The sequence below is a fragment of the Agromyces sp. Soil535 genome (assembly GCF_001428255.1).
In the GTDB taxonomy this organism is placed as follows: Bacteria; Actinomycetota; Actinomycetes; order Actinomycetales; family Microbacteriaceae; genus Agromyces.
This window is the reverse complement of record NZ_LMRW01000029.1, coordinates 108,668-125,376: the sequence shown is the minus strand read 5'-3', so window position 1 is coordinate 125,376 and position 16,709 is coordinate 108,668. Positions and strand designations below refer to the sequence as shown.

Sequence of the window (16,709 nt, the reverse complement as noted above, 5' to 3'; positions counted from 1 at the left end):
TCCTGTGGCGCTCATCGGGCGCCCACCCGGTCCATTGTGCCGATGAGCACGGCGAAGGCACCCTCGCGTTCGTCGCCGTCCCGCTCGACGGGCTGTGCCGGCACGATCGCGGATGCCACGGGCTCGCCGTCGTCGGCTCCAGACGCCGGCGCGGGACCTGCCGTCGGCAGACCTGCGCCTTGGGCGACGAGCGTGACGGATCCGGTGGCCTGCTCGCCGTCGGAGGACGCCACCTGGAAGCTGAACTGATCGACCGCGGTCTCGGCGAGGGGCGTGTACTCGGCCGTTCCGTCGGCTGCGCAGACGACGCCGCCGTGCACGGCGGCGCCGCAGCCGAGGAAGCGCACCTCGCTGTCGGCGGTCGGGAAGACGAGCGAAGCGAGGTCGAGCGTGGTCGCGCCCGATGCCTCGAGCGGCGCGAAGACGCTGAGCGCGACGAGCGCGGAGTCGTTCGGGCGGTAGACCGGGACGAAGTGACTCGCCTCGAGCGAGGCAGTGCCGTAGTCGTCGAGGAAGCGGACGACGACTTCGGCTTCGCCGGAGAAACCGGCTGACGCGCGGAAGACCACATGCGTCGACGTCGCGACGGCCGTGCCGGCGTCGACGGGGCGCACGCCGACCACTTCGAGAGCGCCGCCGTTCGCGCACACGAGACACTCGATGCCGACGTCGCTGATCGGCACCATCACCACGGAACCGGCCGCCGCCGGAGCCGCGGTGCGCGTCACGGCGACCGTCGGTGCCTCCGGGGGCTCGGTCGTCACGGCGTAGTCGAACGTCATCGCGGTACGCCCATTCGTGAGCGCGACGGGGATCACGGTCGCACCGGCATCGGGATCGTAGGTCGTCGCCGCGAGCTCGATGCGATCGCCGTGGCACGCGACGACGAGCGGTGACGCCGCCGCGGACCCGTCGCAGTCGACGATCTGCCAGCCCTCGGCCGGCTCGATGGTCGCGGTGCCGAGGTAGGGCACGGCGATGTCGGTGGGACCGGCGACCGGGGGCCCGACCTCGACGGCGGTCGCGCCGGATGGTGCCGCGGAAGCGACCGCGAGGATGACGACCGCGAAGACGGCGGCGGTGATCCCGCGCCCGGTCGCCCCCGCCATCGTTCTCCCGTCATCGCAGTCGACTCGAGCGCCCGAGCGCTCGATATAGCATGGTACGCGGTCGGCGCCGGCCGGCCCGCCCGGCCCCGCGTGCGGCCGATCCGCTCGGCCGATGCGATCGGCCGTCCGAGCCGTCGACGAAGGGGAGCGATGTCCGACAGCCCGCGGCAACAGACGACGGCAGGCCACACGAGGCTCGGGTCGGCACCCGGGCAGACCCGCTTGGACTCCGCCGGTGCGGTCCGTCCGCTCGGCACCACGGGGTCCGTCCTCCCCGAGCTCGCCGAGGCACCCGAGCGCGAGCGCACGTGGTGGCGGCATCCGGCGTTCCTCGTCTCCGTCGGACTGACCGTGCTCGCACTGCTCGGCGCCACTGCCTGGTTCATCGTCTCCGCGCTCACCGACGACTCCGTGCGGGTGAGCGCGCTCGCGATCTCCGATGACGCCGGCAACGTCCATCTCGACTGGGACGGACCCGACGCGGCGTACGCGATCTTCGCAGTGGGCGGCGACGGCGACGTCGCCGACCTCAGCCAGCTCGTCCGCGGCACGGAGGCGTGGATCCCCGCCGCAGCCGGGCTCTACGAGGACGACACGTGCTTCGTCGTCCGTCCAGCCGACGTCGGTGCCGAGGTGTCGCTCGACGCGTCGGCCCTCGGCGGGCAGGGCGGCCGGAGCGCGTGCATCGCCGACTCGGCCGAGTGATGCGGATGCGGCATCCGGTCGTCTCGGCGCTCGTCGCCGTCGCCGTCCTGCCGCTCACGGCGTGCGCCGCCACGTCGACCGCCCCCGCTCCCCCGGCTGGGATCGACCTCGAGGCGTTCGACCCAGCCGAAGTCACCGGCAACGGACTCTGGCTCCTCAGCGCGGACGCCGCAGCGCGCGAAGTGACCGACGCCGTGCACGCGGCCGGCTCGGTGCGCTACTCGGGCTCGTTCACCGAGCTCAGCGCCGTTGCATCCGACACCGGACCCGCGCCCGGCCGCTCACTCGCGATCGACTACACCGGCCGTCCCGGCGCGGCGACCGCGAAGGTCACCGCGGGTGACCTGGAGTTCGAGGTCGTGCTCGTCGACGGGCGCACCTACGTGCGCGGCAACGCCGCCTACGCCGAACGCACCGGCCCGGCAGCCGTCGAGCAGGGTTTCGTGTGCTCGACGGGTGAGGAGACGTTCCTCGACGAGTGGTCGCCGCTCCTGCGTCCGGCCGATCTCGTGGCGTCGCTGCTCGAGTCCAGCGAGTCACTGACCGTGGAGCCGCCCGAAGACGACGAAGCGACCGTTTCGGTCATCGTCGGCGCCTCAGAGGCACCGGTCGGGGCGTTGACGGTGGAACGTACAGGGCCGCCGCTTCCCGTCGCCTTCACGGCCGGCGACGGCAGCGGTGACGGCGAGTTCTCCTTCACCGGTTGGGGCGAACCGGTTGCGGTGACGGCGCCCGCCGACCCCGTGATCGACTGCCGATCCTGAGCGTCGGCTTTCCCGAGCACCCGCCGGGCCGGCGGCCCCCGTCAGCGCTGCGGCTGCGGTCCGGCTGCCAGCTCGCGGTCGTAGGCCTCGAGCGCGAGGCGGTTGCGCTCGGTGACGGTGCGACCACGGGCGGCGATCCAGCCGCCGAACCAGATCGGGATCTCGCGCGCCACGACGGCCGCCACGATCGCGAAGGGGTCGAGCCAGCGCTGGCCGATGAACTCGCGAGCCTCGTCCACCGTGAGCGTCCATGCCTCGACGGTGAGCAGGGCGGCACCGACATAGGAGAAGTACACGAGCACCCCGACCAGCAGGCCGAAGACGGCGTAGTACCACCACGCCCCGCGGTTCACGATCGCGGCGAGCAGCGCGAAGCCCACGAAGCACGCGACGATCGGCACCCAGTACACCGGTCGGGTGACGAACTGCGTGAACACCGACGTCGCCTCGGCGGCATCACCCTGCCCGAGGAGCAACAGGTAGGCGATGCCCGCGTAGAGCAGCGCGAAGAGCACCGTGCCGATGAGGGCGACGAGGACCCCGAATCCGCGGTTGCCGCGGGACCTCGGCGGCTTGGGCGCCTGCACGTAGACGGTCTGCGCTGCCGACGGGGCGACGGCCTCGGGCTGAGGCGCGAGCGTGGCGGCGCCGGCGGCCACCGTCGCAGCGGGCATGTACGTCTCGTGGGGCACCTCGGCGGCGGCAGGTTCGGCCTCGCCCGCCTCGTCGTAGTCGGATGCTGCGGGCGCGGCGGTCGCGCGCTCCACCGCCGCGTCGAGCTGGGCGGTCGCGGCATCCGGCGACTCCACTGGCTCTGGCTCGAGGGGGGCTACCGGCTCGGGCTCGACAGTGGCTGCCGGCTCGGGCTCGACGACCGGGGCGACGGGCTCGGGCTCCGATGTCTCGAATGCCGCAGCCGGCTCGGGCGCGGAGGGAACGGGCACTTGCGGGGCGGTATCGCCCGGCTCGGCCGCGCTCACGGGCTCGGCCACGGGTGCCTGCTCGCCTTCGGCCGCGTCGGCGTCGTGCGGGTGATCCGGGTCGGATCCGGGAGTCGTGCTGCTCATGATCGCGCTCCTTCCGGGCGCCCTCGCACCCGCGATGGGCCCACTGTAGCAACGGGCATCCGCCGACCCGCGGAGCCGCGCGGGATGCGATTCAGCCGAAGATCGCGGCCACGATGTCGGCGGTGTAGCCGCTGGGCCCGCTCACGCCCCACCTCGTCGCGATCCAGATGCCGTCGCGCACGAAGTGCGACTCACCCCAGGTCTCGCTTTCCTCGCGCTCGATGACGCATCGGGTTCCGCCCGACTCGTCGTAGCAGTCCATGTCGGTGGTCGCCAGGTGGTCGAGGATGCTCCCCTGCTGCTCGGGGGTCAGCTGAGCGACCCCGGTCACCAGGAACAGGTGGGTTGCTCCGCCCTCGGGCACCCAGTTGCACTCGAGGCGCGTCGTCGCCTCGAGCATCGTCACCAGCCCGACATCGTTGCTGCCATAGCGCTTGAACCCGCGCGCCGGGTCGGAGACCCACGCCGGATTGAGCACCCGCGGTGCGAGGTCGCCTGACCAGTCGCGCGTGTAGATGCCGTCGCACGTCGCAGGGATCACCACGCCGGTCTGGTCCGCGGGCGACGCCGTCTCGGTCGCCGGGGCCGTCGCGGCATCCGTCGTCGCCCGAGGTGCAGACGTCGGGGCGGCCATCGTGGCCGCGTCGCCGCCGCGGGGCGCGCCGAGTGCGAACCCGAGGACCACGGCGATGACCACGACCAACACCGCCGCGATCAGGAGGAGCCAGAACACCGGTCGGCGGACGAGGGGAGGGCGCTCGGCGGAGGGTACCTGCGACAACGCGGTGCCTTTCACTGGGTGCGTCCCGGCGTGGGAGGCTGGGACGAAGTGCCTGATGCTACCGCCCCTGCCCCCACCGGCACCATCAGGACGGACCGTGACGCGTGGAGATGCGGCATCCGCTCGACCGACGGAGCGTCGACCGAGGCGTGCCGGAACGACGAAGGGCCCCGGATCGCTCCGGGGCCCTTCGTGCGGTCTCGATACGGCGCTGCGCGCCTACTCGACCTGCGGGATCAGCTGTAGCTGCCGGGCGTGAAGTCGTCGCTCGAGAAGGCGTCGAAGTCGACGAAGCTGAGGTCGCCCTCGGCGAAGGCCGCGTCGTCGGTGAAGATGCGGTTCGGGTAGCGCTCCGCCTTCGCCTCCTCTGTGGCCTCGACCGCGACGCTCCGGTACTTGCTCAGACCGGTGCCGGCGGGGATCAGCTTTCCGATGATCACGTTCTCCTTGAGGCCGACGAGCGGGTCGGACTTGCCCTCCATGGCGGCCTGCGTGAGCACGCGGGTCGTCTCCTGGAAGGACGCTGCCGACAGCCACGACTCGGTCGCGAGCGAGGCCTTGGTGATGCCCATGACCTCCTGGCGCGCCGAGGCCGTCCTCTTGCCCTCGGTGAGCGCGGCACGGTTGATCCCGTTGTACTTCGAGCGGTCGACGAGCTCGCCGGGGAGCAGATCGGTGTCGCCGTGGTCGACGACGGTGACCTTGCGCAGCATCTGGCGCACGATGACCTCGATGTGCTTGTCGTGGATCGGCACGCCCTGCGAGCGGTACACGTCCTGCACGCCGTACACCAGGTGCTTCTGCACCTCGCGCATGCCCTTCACCCGGAGGACCTCCTTCGGGTCGACGGTGCCGACGATCAGCTGCTGGCCGAGCTCGACGTGCTGGCCGTCCTCCACGAGGAGGGTCGAACGCTTGAGCACGTTGTACGCGATCGGCTCGTCGCCGTTGTCGGGCGTGAGGATGACCTTGCGCTGTCGCTCGGACTCGTCGATGGTGATCCGGCCGGCGGCCTCGACGATCGGCGACGCACCCTTGGGGGTGCGGGCCTCGAAGAGCTCCTGCACGCGGGGAAGACCCTGCGTGATGTCGTCGGCCGAGGCCGAGCCACCGGTGTGGAAGGTACGCATCGTGAGCTGCGTGCCGGGCTCGCCGATCGACTGGGCCGCGATGATGCCGACCGCCTCACCGATGTCGACGAGCTTGCCGGTCGCGAGCGAACGGCCGTAGCACTTCGCGCACACGCCGACGGCGGACTCGCAGGTGAGCACCGAGCGGACCTTGATCGACTCCACGCCGGCCGCGATGAGCTCGTTGATGAGCACGTCGCCGACGTCGGAGCCGGCCTCGGCCACGACCTCGCCCTTGGCGTCCACGGCGTCGGCCGCGAGCGAACGGGCGAACACCGAGTTCTCGACGTTCGGGTCGCGCACGAGGCTGCCAGAGGCATCCGTCGTCGCGATCGGCAGGTCGAGGCCCTTGGTCGTGCCGCAATCGTCCTCGCGGATGATGACATCCTGCGAGACGTCGACGAGACGACGCGTGAGGTACCCCGAGTCGGCCGTACGGAGGGCCGTGTCGGCCAGGCCCTTGCGGGCACCGTGCGTCGCGATGAAGTACTCCGCCACCGACAGCCCCTCGCGGTACGAGGAGATGATCGGACGGGGGATGATCTCGCCCTTCGGGTTGTTCACCAGGCCTCGCATGCCGGCGATGTTGCGCACCTGCAGCCAGTTGCCACGAGCGCCCGACGTGACCATGCGGTTGATGGTGTTGTCGGTCGGGAAGTTCTCCTGCATGGCCTTGGCGACCTCGTCGGTGGCCTTGGTCCAGATCTGGATGAGCTCCTGGCGACGCTCGAGGTCCGTGGTGAGGCCCTTCTCGAACTGCGACTGCACCTTGGCGGCCTGCTTCTCGTACTTCGAGACGATCTCGCCCTTGTTCGGCGGGGTCACGATGTCCGAGAGGGCCACAGTCACGCCCGAACGGGTCGCCCAGCGGAAGCCGGCGTCCTTGATGCGGTCGAGCGTGGCGGCAACCTCCGTCTTCGGGTAGCGCTCGGCGAGGTCGTTGACGATCGACGAGATCTGGCCCTTGCCGGCCTGCGCGTTGAAGTACGGGTAGTCCTCCGGCAGCGCCTCGTTGAAGAGCGCACGACCGAGCGTGGTCTCGAGGAGGAACGGCTTGCCGGACTCGAAGCCCTCGGGCTCGCCGCCCTCCGCGAAGTGCAGCCCCTCGAGGCGGATCCTCACCTTGGCGTTGAGGTCGAGCGCGATCTCACCCGGGCGGTTCTGGTCGAACGCGAGGATGGCCTCGGCGATCGACGAGAACGCACGACCCTCACCCGCGGCGCCGTCCTTCTGCGTCGTCAGGTGGTGCAGGCCGATGATCATGTCCTGCGAGGGCAGGGTCACCGGGCGGCCGTCCGACGGCTTCAGGATGTTGTTCGACGCGAGCATCAGGATGCGGGCCTCGGCCTGCGCCTCGACCGACAGCGGCAGGTGCACGGCCATCTGGTCGCCGTCGAAGTCCGCATTGAACGCGGCGCAGACGAGCGGGTGGAGCTGGATGGCCTTGCCCTCGACGAGCTGCGGCTCGAACGCCTGGATGCCGAGGCGGTGCAGGGTGGGCGCGCGGTTCAGCAGCACGGGGCGCTCGCGGATGATCTCCTCGAGCACGTCCCACACCTGCGGACGCGAACGCTCCACCATGCGCTTGGCGGCCTTGATGTTCTGCGCGTGGCTCAGGTCGATGAGGCGCTTGATGACGAACGGCTTGAAGAGCTCGAGCGCCATCTGCTTGGGCAGGCCGCACTGGTGCAGCTTCAGCTGCGGGCCGACCACGATGACCGAACGGCCCGAGTAGTCGACGCGCTTGCCGAGCAGGTTCTGGCGGAAACGACCCTGCTTGCCCTTGAGCATGTCGCTCAGGGACTTCAGGGCGCGGTTGCCGGTGCCCGTGACCGGGCGGCCACGACGACCGTTGTCGAACAGCGCGTCGACGGCCTCCTGCAGCATCCGCTTCTCGTTGTTCACGATGATCTCGGGCGCCCCGAGGTCGAGCAGGCGACGGAGGCGGTTGTTCCGGTTGATCACACGACGGTAGAGGTCGTTGAGGTCGGAGGTCGCGAAGCGACCGCCGTCGAGCTGCACCATCGGGCGGAGCTCCGGCGGGATCACCGGCACGACGTCGAGCACCATCGCGGCCGGCGAGTTGCCGGTCTGCAGGAAGGAGCTGACGACGCGCAGGCGCTTGATCGCGCGGATCTTCTTCTGGCCCTTGCCCTCGGCGATCTGCAGGCGCAGGTCCTCCGCCTCGGCGGCCAGGTCGAACGCCAGGAGGCGCTTCTTGATGGCCTCGGCGCCCATGTAGGCGTCGAAGTACATGCCGAAGCGGTCCTGGAGCTCGTGGAACACCGAGTCCTCGGGCTTGAGGTCGCCGACCTTGAGGGTGCGGAAGTCCTCCCACACGCGCTCGAGGTGCGCGATCTGCTCGTCGGCGCTCTTGCGGACGCCGGCCATCTCCTTGTCGGCCGCGGCCTCGGCGCGCTTGCGCTGGTCGCTCTTGGCGCCCTCGGCCTCGAGCTCGGCGAGCTCGGCCTCCTTGCGCGCCATCAGCTCGGCGATGCGCGCGTCGCGCTGGTCGCCGATCGTCTTGATCTCGAGGCGGAGCTCGTTCTCGAGGCCGGGCATGTCGGCGTGACGACCCTCTTCGTCGACCTCGATGACCATGTAGGCCGCGAAGTAGATGACCTTCTCGAGGTCCTTCGGCGCCATGTCGAGCAGGTAGCCGAGGCGCGAGGGCACGCCCTTGAAGTACCAGATGTGGGTCACCGGGGCGGCGAGCTCGATGTGGCCCATCCGCTCACGACGCACCGAGGACTTCGTGACCTCGACACCGCAGCGCTCGCAGACGATGCCCTTGAAGCGCACGCGCTTGTACTTGCCGCACGCACACTCCCAGTCGCGGCTGGGTCCGAAGATCTGCTCGCCGAAGAGGCCGTCCTTCTCGGGCTTGAGCGTGCGGTAGTTGATGGTCTCGGGCTTCTTGACCTCGCCATAGGACCAACGACGGATGTCGTCGGCGGTGGCCAGACCGATGCGAAGCTCGTCAAAAGTGGTTGCGTCGAGCAATTTCTCTCCTAGAAAGTCTCTGTCGTCGTTCTGGCCGGGATCAGATCTCGTCGATGTTCGACGATTCGAAGCGCGCGGAGATGTTGATGCCGAGCTCCTCCGCTGCGCGGAAGGCCTCGTCATCGGTGTCGCGCAGGCTCACGGCGGTGCCGTCGGCCGAGAGGACCTCGACGTTCAGGCAGAGCGACTGCATCTCCTTCATGAGCACCTTGAAGGACTCGGGGATGCCGGGCTCCTGGATGTTCTCGCCCTTGACGATGGCCTCGTACACCTTGACGCGGCCGAGGATGTCGTCGGACTTGATCGTGAGGAGCTCCTGCAGCGCGTATGCGGCGCCGTAGGCCTCGAGCGCCCACACCTCCATCTCACCGAAGCGCTGGCCGCCGAACTGCGCCTTCCCACCCAGCGGCTGCTGGGTGATCATCGAGTACGGGCCGGTGGAGCGCGCGTGGATCTTGTCGTCCACGAGGTGGTGCAGCTTCAGGATGTACATGTAGCCGACCGAGACCGGGTACGGGAAGGGCTCGCCGGAGCGGCCGTCGTAGAGCTGCGTCTTGCCGCTCGAGTCGATCAGTCGCTCGCCGTCGCGATTGGGAAGCGTCGAGTCGAGGAGACCCGCGATCTCCTCTTCGAGCGCGCCGTCGAACACCGGGGTCGCGACCTTGGTGCCGGGCGCCGCCTCATGCGCGTCCTTCGGGAGCTTCTTGGCCCACGCCGGGTTGCCGTCGACCTTCCAGCCCTGCTTGGCGACCCATCCGAGGTGGGTCTCGAGCACCTGGCCGAAGTTCATGCGACCGGGGATGCCGAGCGGGTTCAGGATGACGTCGACCGGCGTGCCGTCGGCGAGGAACGGCATGTCCTCGACCGGGAGGATCTTCGAGATGACGCCCTTGTTGCCGTGGCGGCCGGCGAGCTTGTCGCCCTCGGTGATCTTGCGCTTCTGGGCGATGTAGACGACCACGCGCTGGTTGACGCCCGAGCCGAGCTCGTCGTCGCCGTCCTGCGCGTCGAACACCTTGACGCCGATGATCGTGCCCTGCTCACCGTGGGGGACCTTCAGCGACGTGTCGCGCACCTCGCGGCTCTTCTCGTTGAAGATCGCGCGGAGCAGTCGCTCCTCGGCCGAGAGCTCGGTCTCGCCCTTCGGCGTGACCTTGCCCACGAGGATGTCGCCGGGACGCACCTCGGCGCCGATGCGGATGATGCCGCGCTCGTCGAGGTCGGCGAGCAGGTCGGGGCTGACGTTGGGGAGGTCACGGGTGATCTCCTCCTTGCCGAGCTTCGTGTCACGCGCGTCGACCTCGTACTCCTCGATGTGGATCGACGAGAGCACGTCGTCCTTCACGAGGTTCTGGCTGAGGATGATCGCGTCCTCGAAGTTGTGGCCCTCCCACGGCATGAACGCCACGAGGAGGTTCTTGCCGAGCGCGAGCTCGCCGTTGTCGGTCGCGGGACCGTCGGCGATGACCTCGCCGGCCTCGATGCGGTCGCCCGCCGAGACGATGACGCGGTTGTTGTACGACGTGCCCTGGTTGGAGCGGTCGAACTTGCGCAGGTAGTAGGTCTGCGTGCCGCCCTCGTCGAGCTGCACGGTGACCGTGTCGGCCGAGACCTCGGCGACGACGCCCGCCTTGTCGGCGGCGACCACGTCACCCGCGTCGATCGCGGCGTAGCCCTCCATGCCGGTGCCGACGAACGGCGAGTCGCTGCGCAGCAGCGGCACCGCCTGGCGCTGCATGTTCGCACCCATGAGGGCGCGGTTCGCGTCGTCGTGCTCGAGGAATGGGATGAGCGACGTGGCGACCGACACCATCTGGCGCGGCGAGACGTCCATGTAGCCGATCTCGTCGGCCGGGAACAGGTCGACCTCGCCGCCCTTCTTGCGGGCGAGCACGCGGTCCTCCACGAAGTGGCCGTCGGCCTTCAACGGCGCGTTGGCCTGGGCGACGATGTAGTCTTCCTCCTCCATCGCGGTGAGGTAGTCGATCTGCGCGGTGACCTTGCCCGAGACAACCTTGCGGTACGGCGTCTCGATGAAGCCGAACGAGTTGATGCGCGCGAACGACGCGAGCGAGCCGATGAGGCCGATGTTCGGGCCTTCCGGCGTCTCGATCGGGCACATCCGGCCGTAGTGCGAGGGGTGCACGTCGCGGACCTCGACGCCCGCGCGGTCGCGCGAGAGGCCGCCGGGGCCGAGCGCCGAGAGGCGGCGTTTGTGCGTGAGGCCGGCCAGCGGGTTGTTCTGGTCCATGAACTGCGACAGCTGCGACGTGCCGAAGAACTCCTTGATCGCCGCGACGACGGGTCGCACGTTGATCAGGGTCTGCGGGGTGATCGCCTCGATGTCCTGCGTGGTCATGCGCTCGCGAACGACGCGCTCCATCCGGCTGAGGCCGGTGCGCACCTGGTTCTGGATGAGCTCGCCGACCGCGCGGATGCGACGGTTGCCGAAGTTGTCGATGTCGTCGACGTCGAGGCGGAGGTCGACCGCCTTGCCGCCGCGGCGACCCGGGATCGTCGTGCGCTCGTCGTGCAGGGCGACGAGGTACTTGATCGTGGCGACGATGTCCTGCACCGTGAGCACCGAGTCGGTGAGCGGCGCCTCGAGGCCGAGCTTGTTGTTGATCTTGTACCGGCCGACCTTGGCGAGGTCGTAGCGCTTCGGGTTGAAGTAGAAGTTGTCGAGGAGCGCACGCGCGGCCTCGGCGGCGACCTGCTCGCCCGGGCGCAGCTTGCGGTAGATGTCCTTGAGCGCCTCTTCCTTCGTGAGGATGTTGTCCTTCTCGAGGGTGAGCGCGATCGACTCGTAGCCGGCGAACTCCTCGAGGATCTCCTCGCTCGTGAGGCCAAGGGCCTTCAGGAACACCGTGACGGACTGCTTGCGCTTGCGGTCGATGCGGACGCCGACCTGGTCGCGCTTGTCGATCTCGAACTCGAGCCACGCGCCGCGGCTCGGGATGACGCGCGCCGAGTAGATGTCCTTGTCGGAGGTCTTCTCGGGGGTGCGCTCGAAGTAGACGCCGGGCGAACGGACGAGCTGCGAGACGACGACGCGCTCGGTACCGTTGATGACGAAGGTGCCTTTGGGGGTCATGAGCGGGAAGTCGCCCATGAAGACGGTCTGCGTCTTGATCTCACCCGTGAGGTGGTTCATGAACTCGGCGTTCACGTAGAGCGGCGCGGAGTAGGTCTTGCCCTTCTCCTTGCACTCGTCGATCGTGTACTTCGGCGGCTCGAGCTCGGGGTTGGTGAACGAGAGCTGCATGGTCTCGCCGAGGTCCTCGATGGGCGAGATCTCCTCGAAGATCTCCTCGAGGCCGGTGGACTCGGGCAGGTCCTTGCGACCGGCCTCGACCGCAGCCTCGACGCGCGCCTTCCACGCGTCGTTGCCGACCAGCCAGTCGAAGCTCTCGGTCTGGAGGGCGAGGAGGTCGGGTACGGTGAGGGTGTCGGTGACCTTTGCGAACGAGAGGCGGCTTGCACCGCGTCCGTTCTTGGGGGTGGGCGTGGTTGCGTTGCGCGCAGCAGCCAAGTGAAATAACCTCCATCGGCCCGTGGGCCGGTTCACTGTCGGTAGCGGAGAGTGGAACCCCCGAGACGTGTGCGGATGCTCGAGGTCATGAACCTCGGCACGCGTAAGCCGACCGCAATATGAAGGCATGCTGGGTCTGGGAGCGCAAAGATCCACTATATGTCATGCGACGCGCGATGTCCAGCGAGATTCTTGATTTGTTCGCGCAACTCGGGTATAAGACGCGAGGGCCCCGCCGGTTCGGGTGTCGGCAGGGGCCTCGCGGGGCCGTCCCGGGTGGTGCGGCAATACAGCGCGAGGCGTCAGGCGCCCCACTCGATGCGCACCGACTCCGGCCTCCCGGGCACGATGCTGACCTCGACCGTCGAGCCGGGCGCGACGCGTGCCAGGTGCTGCGGGGCGACCTGCTCGGTGCGCGTGACCGGCAGCGGGAAGCCGCTCGGCATCGCCACGACGAGGTCGAGCTCGACCACGACGTTCATGCCGATCACCATCGGCAGCTGGCGGGCATCGACGACGGTGCCGGTGGTGCGCAGCCGGACTGCCTCCAGCCACTCCTCGTCTGCGTGCGGCGTGGACGCCGCCAGCACGCGGCCGGCCTGGTCCATCGACCGGCTCGCGGCCTCCAGGGTCGCGCCGACGTCCATGCGTGCGTAGGCGGCGTTGCCCTTGGCGGTCAGCGTGGCGAGGTCCTTCAGGAATCCCATCTCACACCGCCGCGTAGATCTCGTTGAACCGGCGACCGACGCCGCGGTCGGCCTGGATGCGCGCACCCCAGCCGGCCTGCGCCTCGACCCATGACGACGGGTCGACGCCGAACAGGCCGGCGACGAGCGGCAGCTTCGTCTCGTCGTAGCCGTAGGCGGCGATGCCCTTGACGATGCGTGCGTACCGGTCGAGGTCGACACCCGCGATGGGCTCGAGGTTGCCCGGGGCCGCCTGCGCCGTCATCGCGTGCACGGCCTGGGCGTCCATCTGGGCGCGGTACGCCTCGGACTGGGCGGCGAGCGTATTGGCCTGGTCGATGAGGCCGGGAGCGGCCTTCACCATCTTGGCCATGTCGCCGAACTGCTTGAACATGCTCATGATCTGCTCCGTGTTCTGTGGTGTTGCTGGTTGGTGGTGTGTGTGTCGGGTCGGGTTGGCCCGCCGGCCCAAGGCCGGGTGGGCCGGATGCCGCGGCACGACGTTCGGGGTCGCACGTGCCGCGGCATCCGGGTCTGTGGTCGGCGACGGGAATCGCATCGGAGTCTCCTCCTGGAGGTCCTGGGTCGCGGCGCCGATCCGGTCCGCTGGGCAGCGGCTGGCTGCCGTAGATCAGCATCGGGGGGAGCACCGTGCCGCCGGATGGGCAGCGCCTGCTCATTCCGCGGCATCCGTTGCTCACGACGCGGCATCCGTTGCTCACACGCGGCCTGCGATTGCTCAGGGCTTCACCCGTTCGGGGGGCATCCGTCGCCGTGCCCCGATCGCGACCGCGCCGTACAGTGAATCCACCGGGCTCGCCGGAGACCGAAAGGCGTGAGGGTGTCGTTGGGACCTGGGGAACCCGCGGAGGCGCCGCGAGGGCTCGACGAGGCGTGGCCGCTCGTCGGCAGGGACGCCGTGATCGAACGCGCGACGGCCGCGCTCAATGGGCCATCGCGCAGCGTGCTCGTCTACGGCGCGTCCGGCATCGGCAAGAGCAGGGTCATGCACACCGTCGCCGAGCGGCTGGCCGACGACGCATGGTGCGTGCTCGCCGCGAGCGGCAACACGGCCCTGAGCGCCGTTCCGCTGGGCGCTCTCGCTCCGGTGCTCGCCGGGGACCCCGTCGCGATGATCACCGCGGCCGACGAGCCGGTGGCGCTGTTCGCCGCGGCGAGCGCCGCCGTGCGCGGCATCGCCGGCGGGCGTCGCACGATCCTCACGGTCGACGACGTGTCGGCGGTCGACTCGGTCTCGGTCGCGCTCATCGCCCAGCTCGTCGAGACCGGGATGCTGCGGCTCATCGCGACCGTGCGCGAGTCCGACCCCGTGCCCGACGGCCTCCTCTCCCTCGCGGCGTCGGGCGATGCCGTGCGACTCGACCTCGCGCCGCTCGACGTCGACGAGGTGAGCGAGCTCCTCACCCGCGTGCTCGGCGGCCCCATCGCCCACCGCGACGCCGTGGAGCTGCACCGCGTCTCGCACGGCAACCCGCTGTTCCTGCGCGAACTCGCGATCGGGGCCGCCGAGGCCGGCTCGCTCGTCGCCGCCGACGGGCTCTGGCAGCTCGTCGGCGTGCCGGTGGGCACGCCCGCGCTACGGGACCTGATCCGGGCGCGGCTCAGGGTGCTCGGCGACGACGAGCGCGACACCGTCGAGCGGCTCGCCCTCTGCGAACCGCTCGCGTTCGACGAGTTCGCCCGCCCGGGGGCGCCCGAGGCGCTCGCGAAGCTCGAGCTGCGCGGCCTGATCCGGGTCGACGAATCGGGCGCGCGGATGCGCGTCGGGCTCGCGCACCCGCATTACGCCTCGGCCGTGCGTGACAGCATCCCGCGCTTGCGCGCGGTGTCGCTGCTGCTCGAGCAGGCCGACGTGGTGGCGTCGCGGCCGATGAGCCCCGGCGATGAGCTGCGGGTGGCGATCTGGCGGCTCGACGCCGGCCGCCCGTCGGACGCGGAGCTCCTCGCACGGACGGCGGCGCTCGCCCGGATGGCGCACGACCGCCGCACCGCGGAGCGCCTCGCGGCCGCCGCCGTGGCCGCAGGCGCCGACGACGCGGGAACCCTGCTCCTGCACGGTGAGCTGCTCTGGTCGCTCGGTCGCGCGGAGGACGCCCTCGCGACGCTCGCGCGCGCCGAGGAGCGCGCACGCGCCGACGGTGGCCCCGAGGAGCTCCTCGCCGCGATCGGCGCGGCCCGTGCCGACGTCTTCGGCGGCGACCCGCTCGGCAGCGCCCGCGGCCTCGAGCTGCTCGAGTCGCTCGAGCGCACCCTTCCCGGCCAGTCGGCGACGATCGCGCTCAGCAAGGCCGTGCTCCTCGTGAACCTCGAGTACGCGCACGAGGCGCTCGCGCACGTGGAATCCGCTGCGGCCGTCTCGGGCGACAGCGAGTTCGAGCAGGCGGTGCTTCAACTCTCGCGTGCGATGCCCCTCGCGACGCTCGGCCGGAGCGACGAGGCGGTCGCCGCGGCCGAGCACGCGGTCGCCTTCGCGAAGGGCGAGCATTCCGTCATCCCGCAGCGTCGCGCAGAGATCGTGCACGCGCACGCGCTCATCGCGGCCGACCGGCTCGACGACGCCCGATCCACCGTGATCGAGTCGCTGCACGACGCGATCCGGCACGACGACGAACTGACGGCGCGGCTCGACGAGTTCTTGATGGGGCGCATCTTCTGGCAGCTCGGGCGCCTCGACACGGCTGCCCGTTGGTTCCGCGACACGCAGGGCGGCGCCGAGCTGCATGGGCCCAAGTCGCTTCGCGAGTTCGCGATCTGCTTCCTCGCGATCCTCGCGGCGGAGCAGGGCGACCTCGGGCTCGCGCGAGGCTTCCGCGCCCGGGTCATCGAGGGCCTCGACGTCGACAACTCCGTCACGGCCCTCGCCGATGCGTGGATCGCCGTCGGCGAGGGCCGGCCGGATGCCGCCGCCGCGACGATCCTCGCGCGCGTCGACGTGATCGAGCCGCGCGGTGCGGTGAGCGTCGCGGCGGGGCTCCTGCACCAGCTCGCGAGGTTCGGCGCGAGGACGCACGCCCGCACCGCCGCCGGCCGGCTCGAGCGCCTCGTCGCGGCATCCGACTCCCCCGCGGTGCGACGCCGGCTCGCCCACGCGCGCGCGGAAGCCGACGCCGATGCCGCAGCCCTGCGCACGGTGGGCGCCGAGTGGGAGTCGATCGGCCACCTGCTCTACGCGGCAGAGGCGTTCGCGTCGGCAGGGCAGGCGGCACGCGCCGACGGCCGCGGTCGCGAGGCCACGGCCGACCTGCAGCGGGCCGCGTCCCTCGCCGCTGCCTGCGAGGGCGCTCGCACGCCGTTGCTGCGGTTCTCCGAGGGCACGGAGCCGCTCACGCCGCGCGAACGCGAGATCGCATCGCTCGCCGCGCAGGGGCTCAGCTCGAACGAGATCGCGACCCGGCTGTTCCTCTCACCGCGCACGGTGAACAACCACCTGCAGTCCACGTACGCGAAGCTCGGCATCCGGGGACGCCACGAGCTGCAGGCCTGAGCCGGGCGGACGCCCCTTGGCGGTCATGCCCCCGCGATGCGCGATCAGGCGGTGACGATGTCCGCGCGCGCCCCCTCGAGGCGCTCTCCGACGGCGCCGACGGCCTCCTTCGGCACACCCAGGTCGGCGAGGCTCCTGAGGAGCGTGGTCACCATGCCGTCGAACGCGGCATCCGTGATCGCGAGGTCGGCGTGCGCCTCGCGCAGTCCGCGGCCGGAGAAGACCTGCGGACCGCCGAAGGCCGCCGTGAGGAACGCGCGCTGGTGCGCCTTGAGTCGGTCGAGGTCGACGCCCTCGAACCAGGGACCGAGCTCCTCGTCGGCCGTGATGCGGTTGTAGAACACCGTCACCGCGGTGCGCAGCCCGTCGGGACCGCCGAGCTGGTCGTAGATCTCGGTCATGTCGCCTCCTCGTCGTGGTCCTGATC

The 16,709-nt window shown here is 70.3% G+C and carries 11 protein-coding genes; 3 read left to right on the top strand and 8 right to left on the bottom strand.

What is annotated here, in order from left to right:
• Positions 1-11: 11 nt before the first annotated feature.
• On the bottom strand, positions 12-1,109 hold the full coding sequence (locus ASG80_RS22250; RefSeq protein WP_056734887.1) for a hypothetical protein: 1,098 nt from the start codon (positions 1,107-1,109) through the stop codon (positions 12-14).
• 150 nt (positions 1,110-1,259) lie between these two features.
• On the opposite strand from ASG80_RS22250, the gene ASG80_RS22245 reads away from it, so the two are divergent.
• Positions 1,260-1,814: a hypothetical protein gene (locus ASG80_RS22245; RefSeq protein ID WP_056734885.1), complete on the top strand. Its 555-nt coding sequence runs from the start codon at positions 1,260-1,262 to the stop codon at positions 1,812-1,814.
• Between the two features lie 5 nt (positions 1,815-1,819).
• Complete coding sequence (locus ASG80_RS22240) at positions 1,820-2,578, top strand: hypothetical protein (RefSeq protein WP_156402026.1); 759 nt, start codon at positions 1,820-1,822, stop codon at positions 2,576-2,578.
• 41 nt (positions 2,579-2,619) lie between these two features.
• Here the strand turns inward: ASG80_RS22240 and ASG80_RS22235 are convergent, their stop codons facing one another.
• The 6 genes from ASG80_RS22235 to ASG80_RS22210 form a co-directional block, all read right to left on the bottom strand.
• Entirely contained in the window at positions 2,620-3,645 is a 1,026-nt protein-coding gene (locus ASG80_RS22235) for a YrzE family protein (protein ID WP_056734881.1), read from the bottom strand.
• A gap of 91 nt (positions 3,646-3,736) precedes the next feature.
• Positions 3,737-4,426 carry a hypothetical protein gene (locus ASG80_RS22230; RefSeq protein ID WP_156402025.1) on the bottom strand — a complete coding sequence of 230 codons (690 nt, stop codon included), beginning with the start codon at positions 4,424-4,426 and terminating at the stop codon, positions 3,737-3,739.
• A 236-nt stretch (positions 4,427-4,662) separates the two neighbouring features.
• A complete protein-coding gene (locus tag ASG80_RS22225) occupies positions 4,663-8,559 on the bottom strand; it encodes a DNA-directed RNA polymerase subunit beta' (RefSeq protein WP_056734874.1) in 3,897 nt (1,298 codons plus the stop codon).
• Between the two features lie 40 nt (positions 8,560-8,599).
• On the bottom strand, positions 8,600-12,091 hold the full coding sequence (rpoB, locus tag ASG80_RS22220; protein WP_056734872.1) for a DNA-directed RNA polymerase subunit beta: 3,492 nt from the start codon (positions 12,089-12,091) through the stop codon (positions 8,600-8,602).
• A 302-nt stretch (positions 12,092-12,393) separates the two neighbouring features.
• The gene (locus ASG80_RS22215; RefSeq protein ID WP_056734870.1) at positions 12,394-12,798 is read right to left on the bottom strand and encodes a hypothetical protein; all 405 of its coding nucleotides are present in this window, start codon (positions 12,796-12,798) and stop codon (positions 12,394-12,396) included.
• 1 nt (position 12,799) lies between these two features.
• Positions 12,800-13,177, bottom strand: coding sequence for a hypothetical protein (locus ASG80_RS22210; protein WP_056734868.1), 378 nt, complete (start codon positions 13,175-13,177; stop codon positions 12,800-12,802).
• A 441-nt stretch (positions 13,178-13,618) separates the two neighbouring features.
• Here ASG80_RS22210 and ASG80_RS22205 point away from each other — a divergent pair, with 441 nt between their 5' ends.
• Positions 13,619-16,282 (top strand): LuxR family transcriptional regulator, encoded by a 2,664-nt coding sequence (locus tag ASG80_RS22205; protein WP_056734866.1) that lies wholly within the window; start codon positions 13,619-13,621, stop codon positions 16,280-16,282.
• Between the two features lie 44 nt (positions 16,283-16,326).
• On the opposite strand, the gene ASG80_RS22200 is transcribed toward ASG80_RS22205, so the two are convergent.
• A complete protein-coding gene (locus ASG80_RS22200) occupies positions 16,327-16,683 on the bottom strand; it encodes a group 1 truncated hemoglobin (RefSeq protein WP_056734864.1) in 357 nt (118 codons plus the stop codon).
• Positions 16,684-16,709 lie beyond the last annotated feature (26 nt).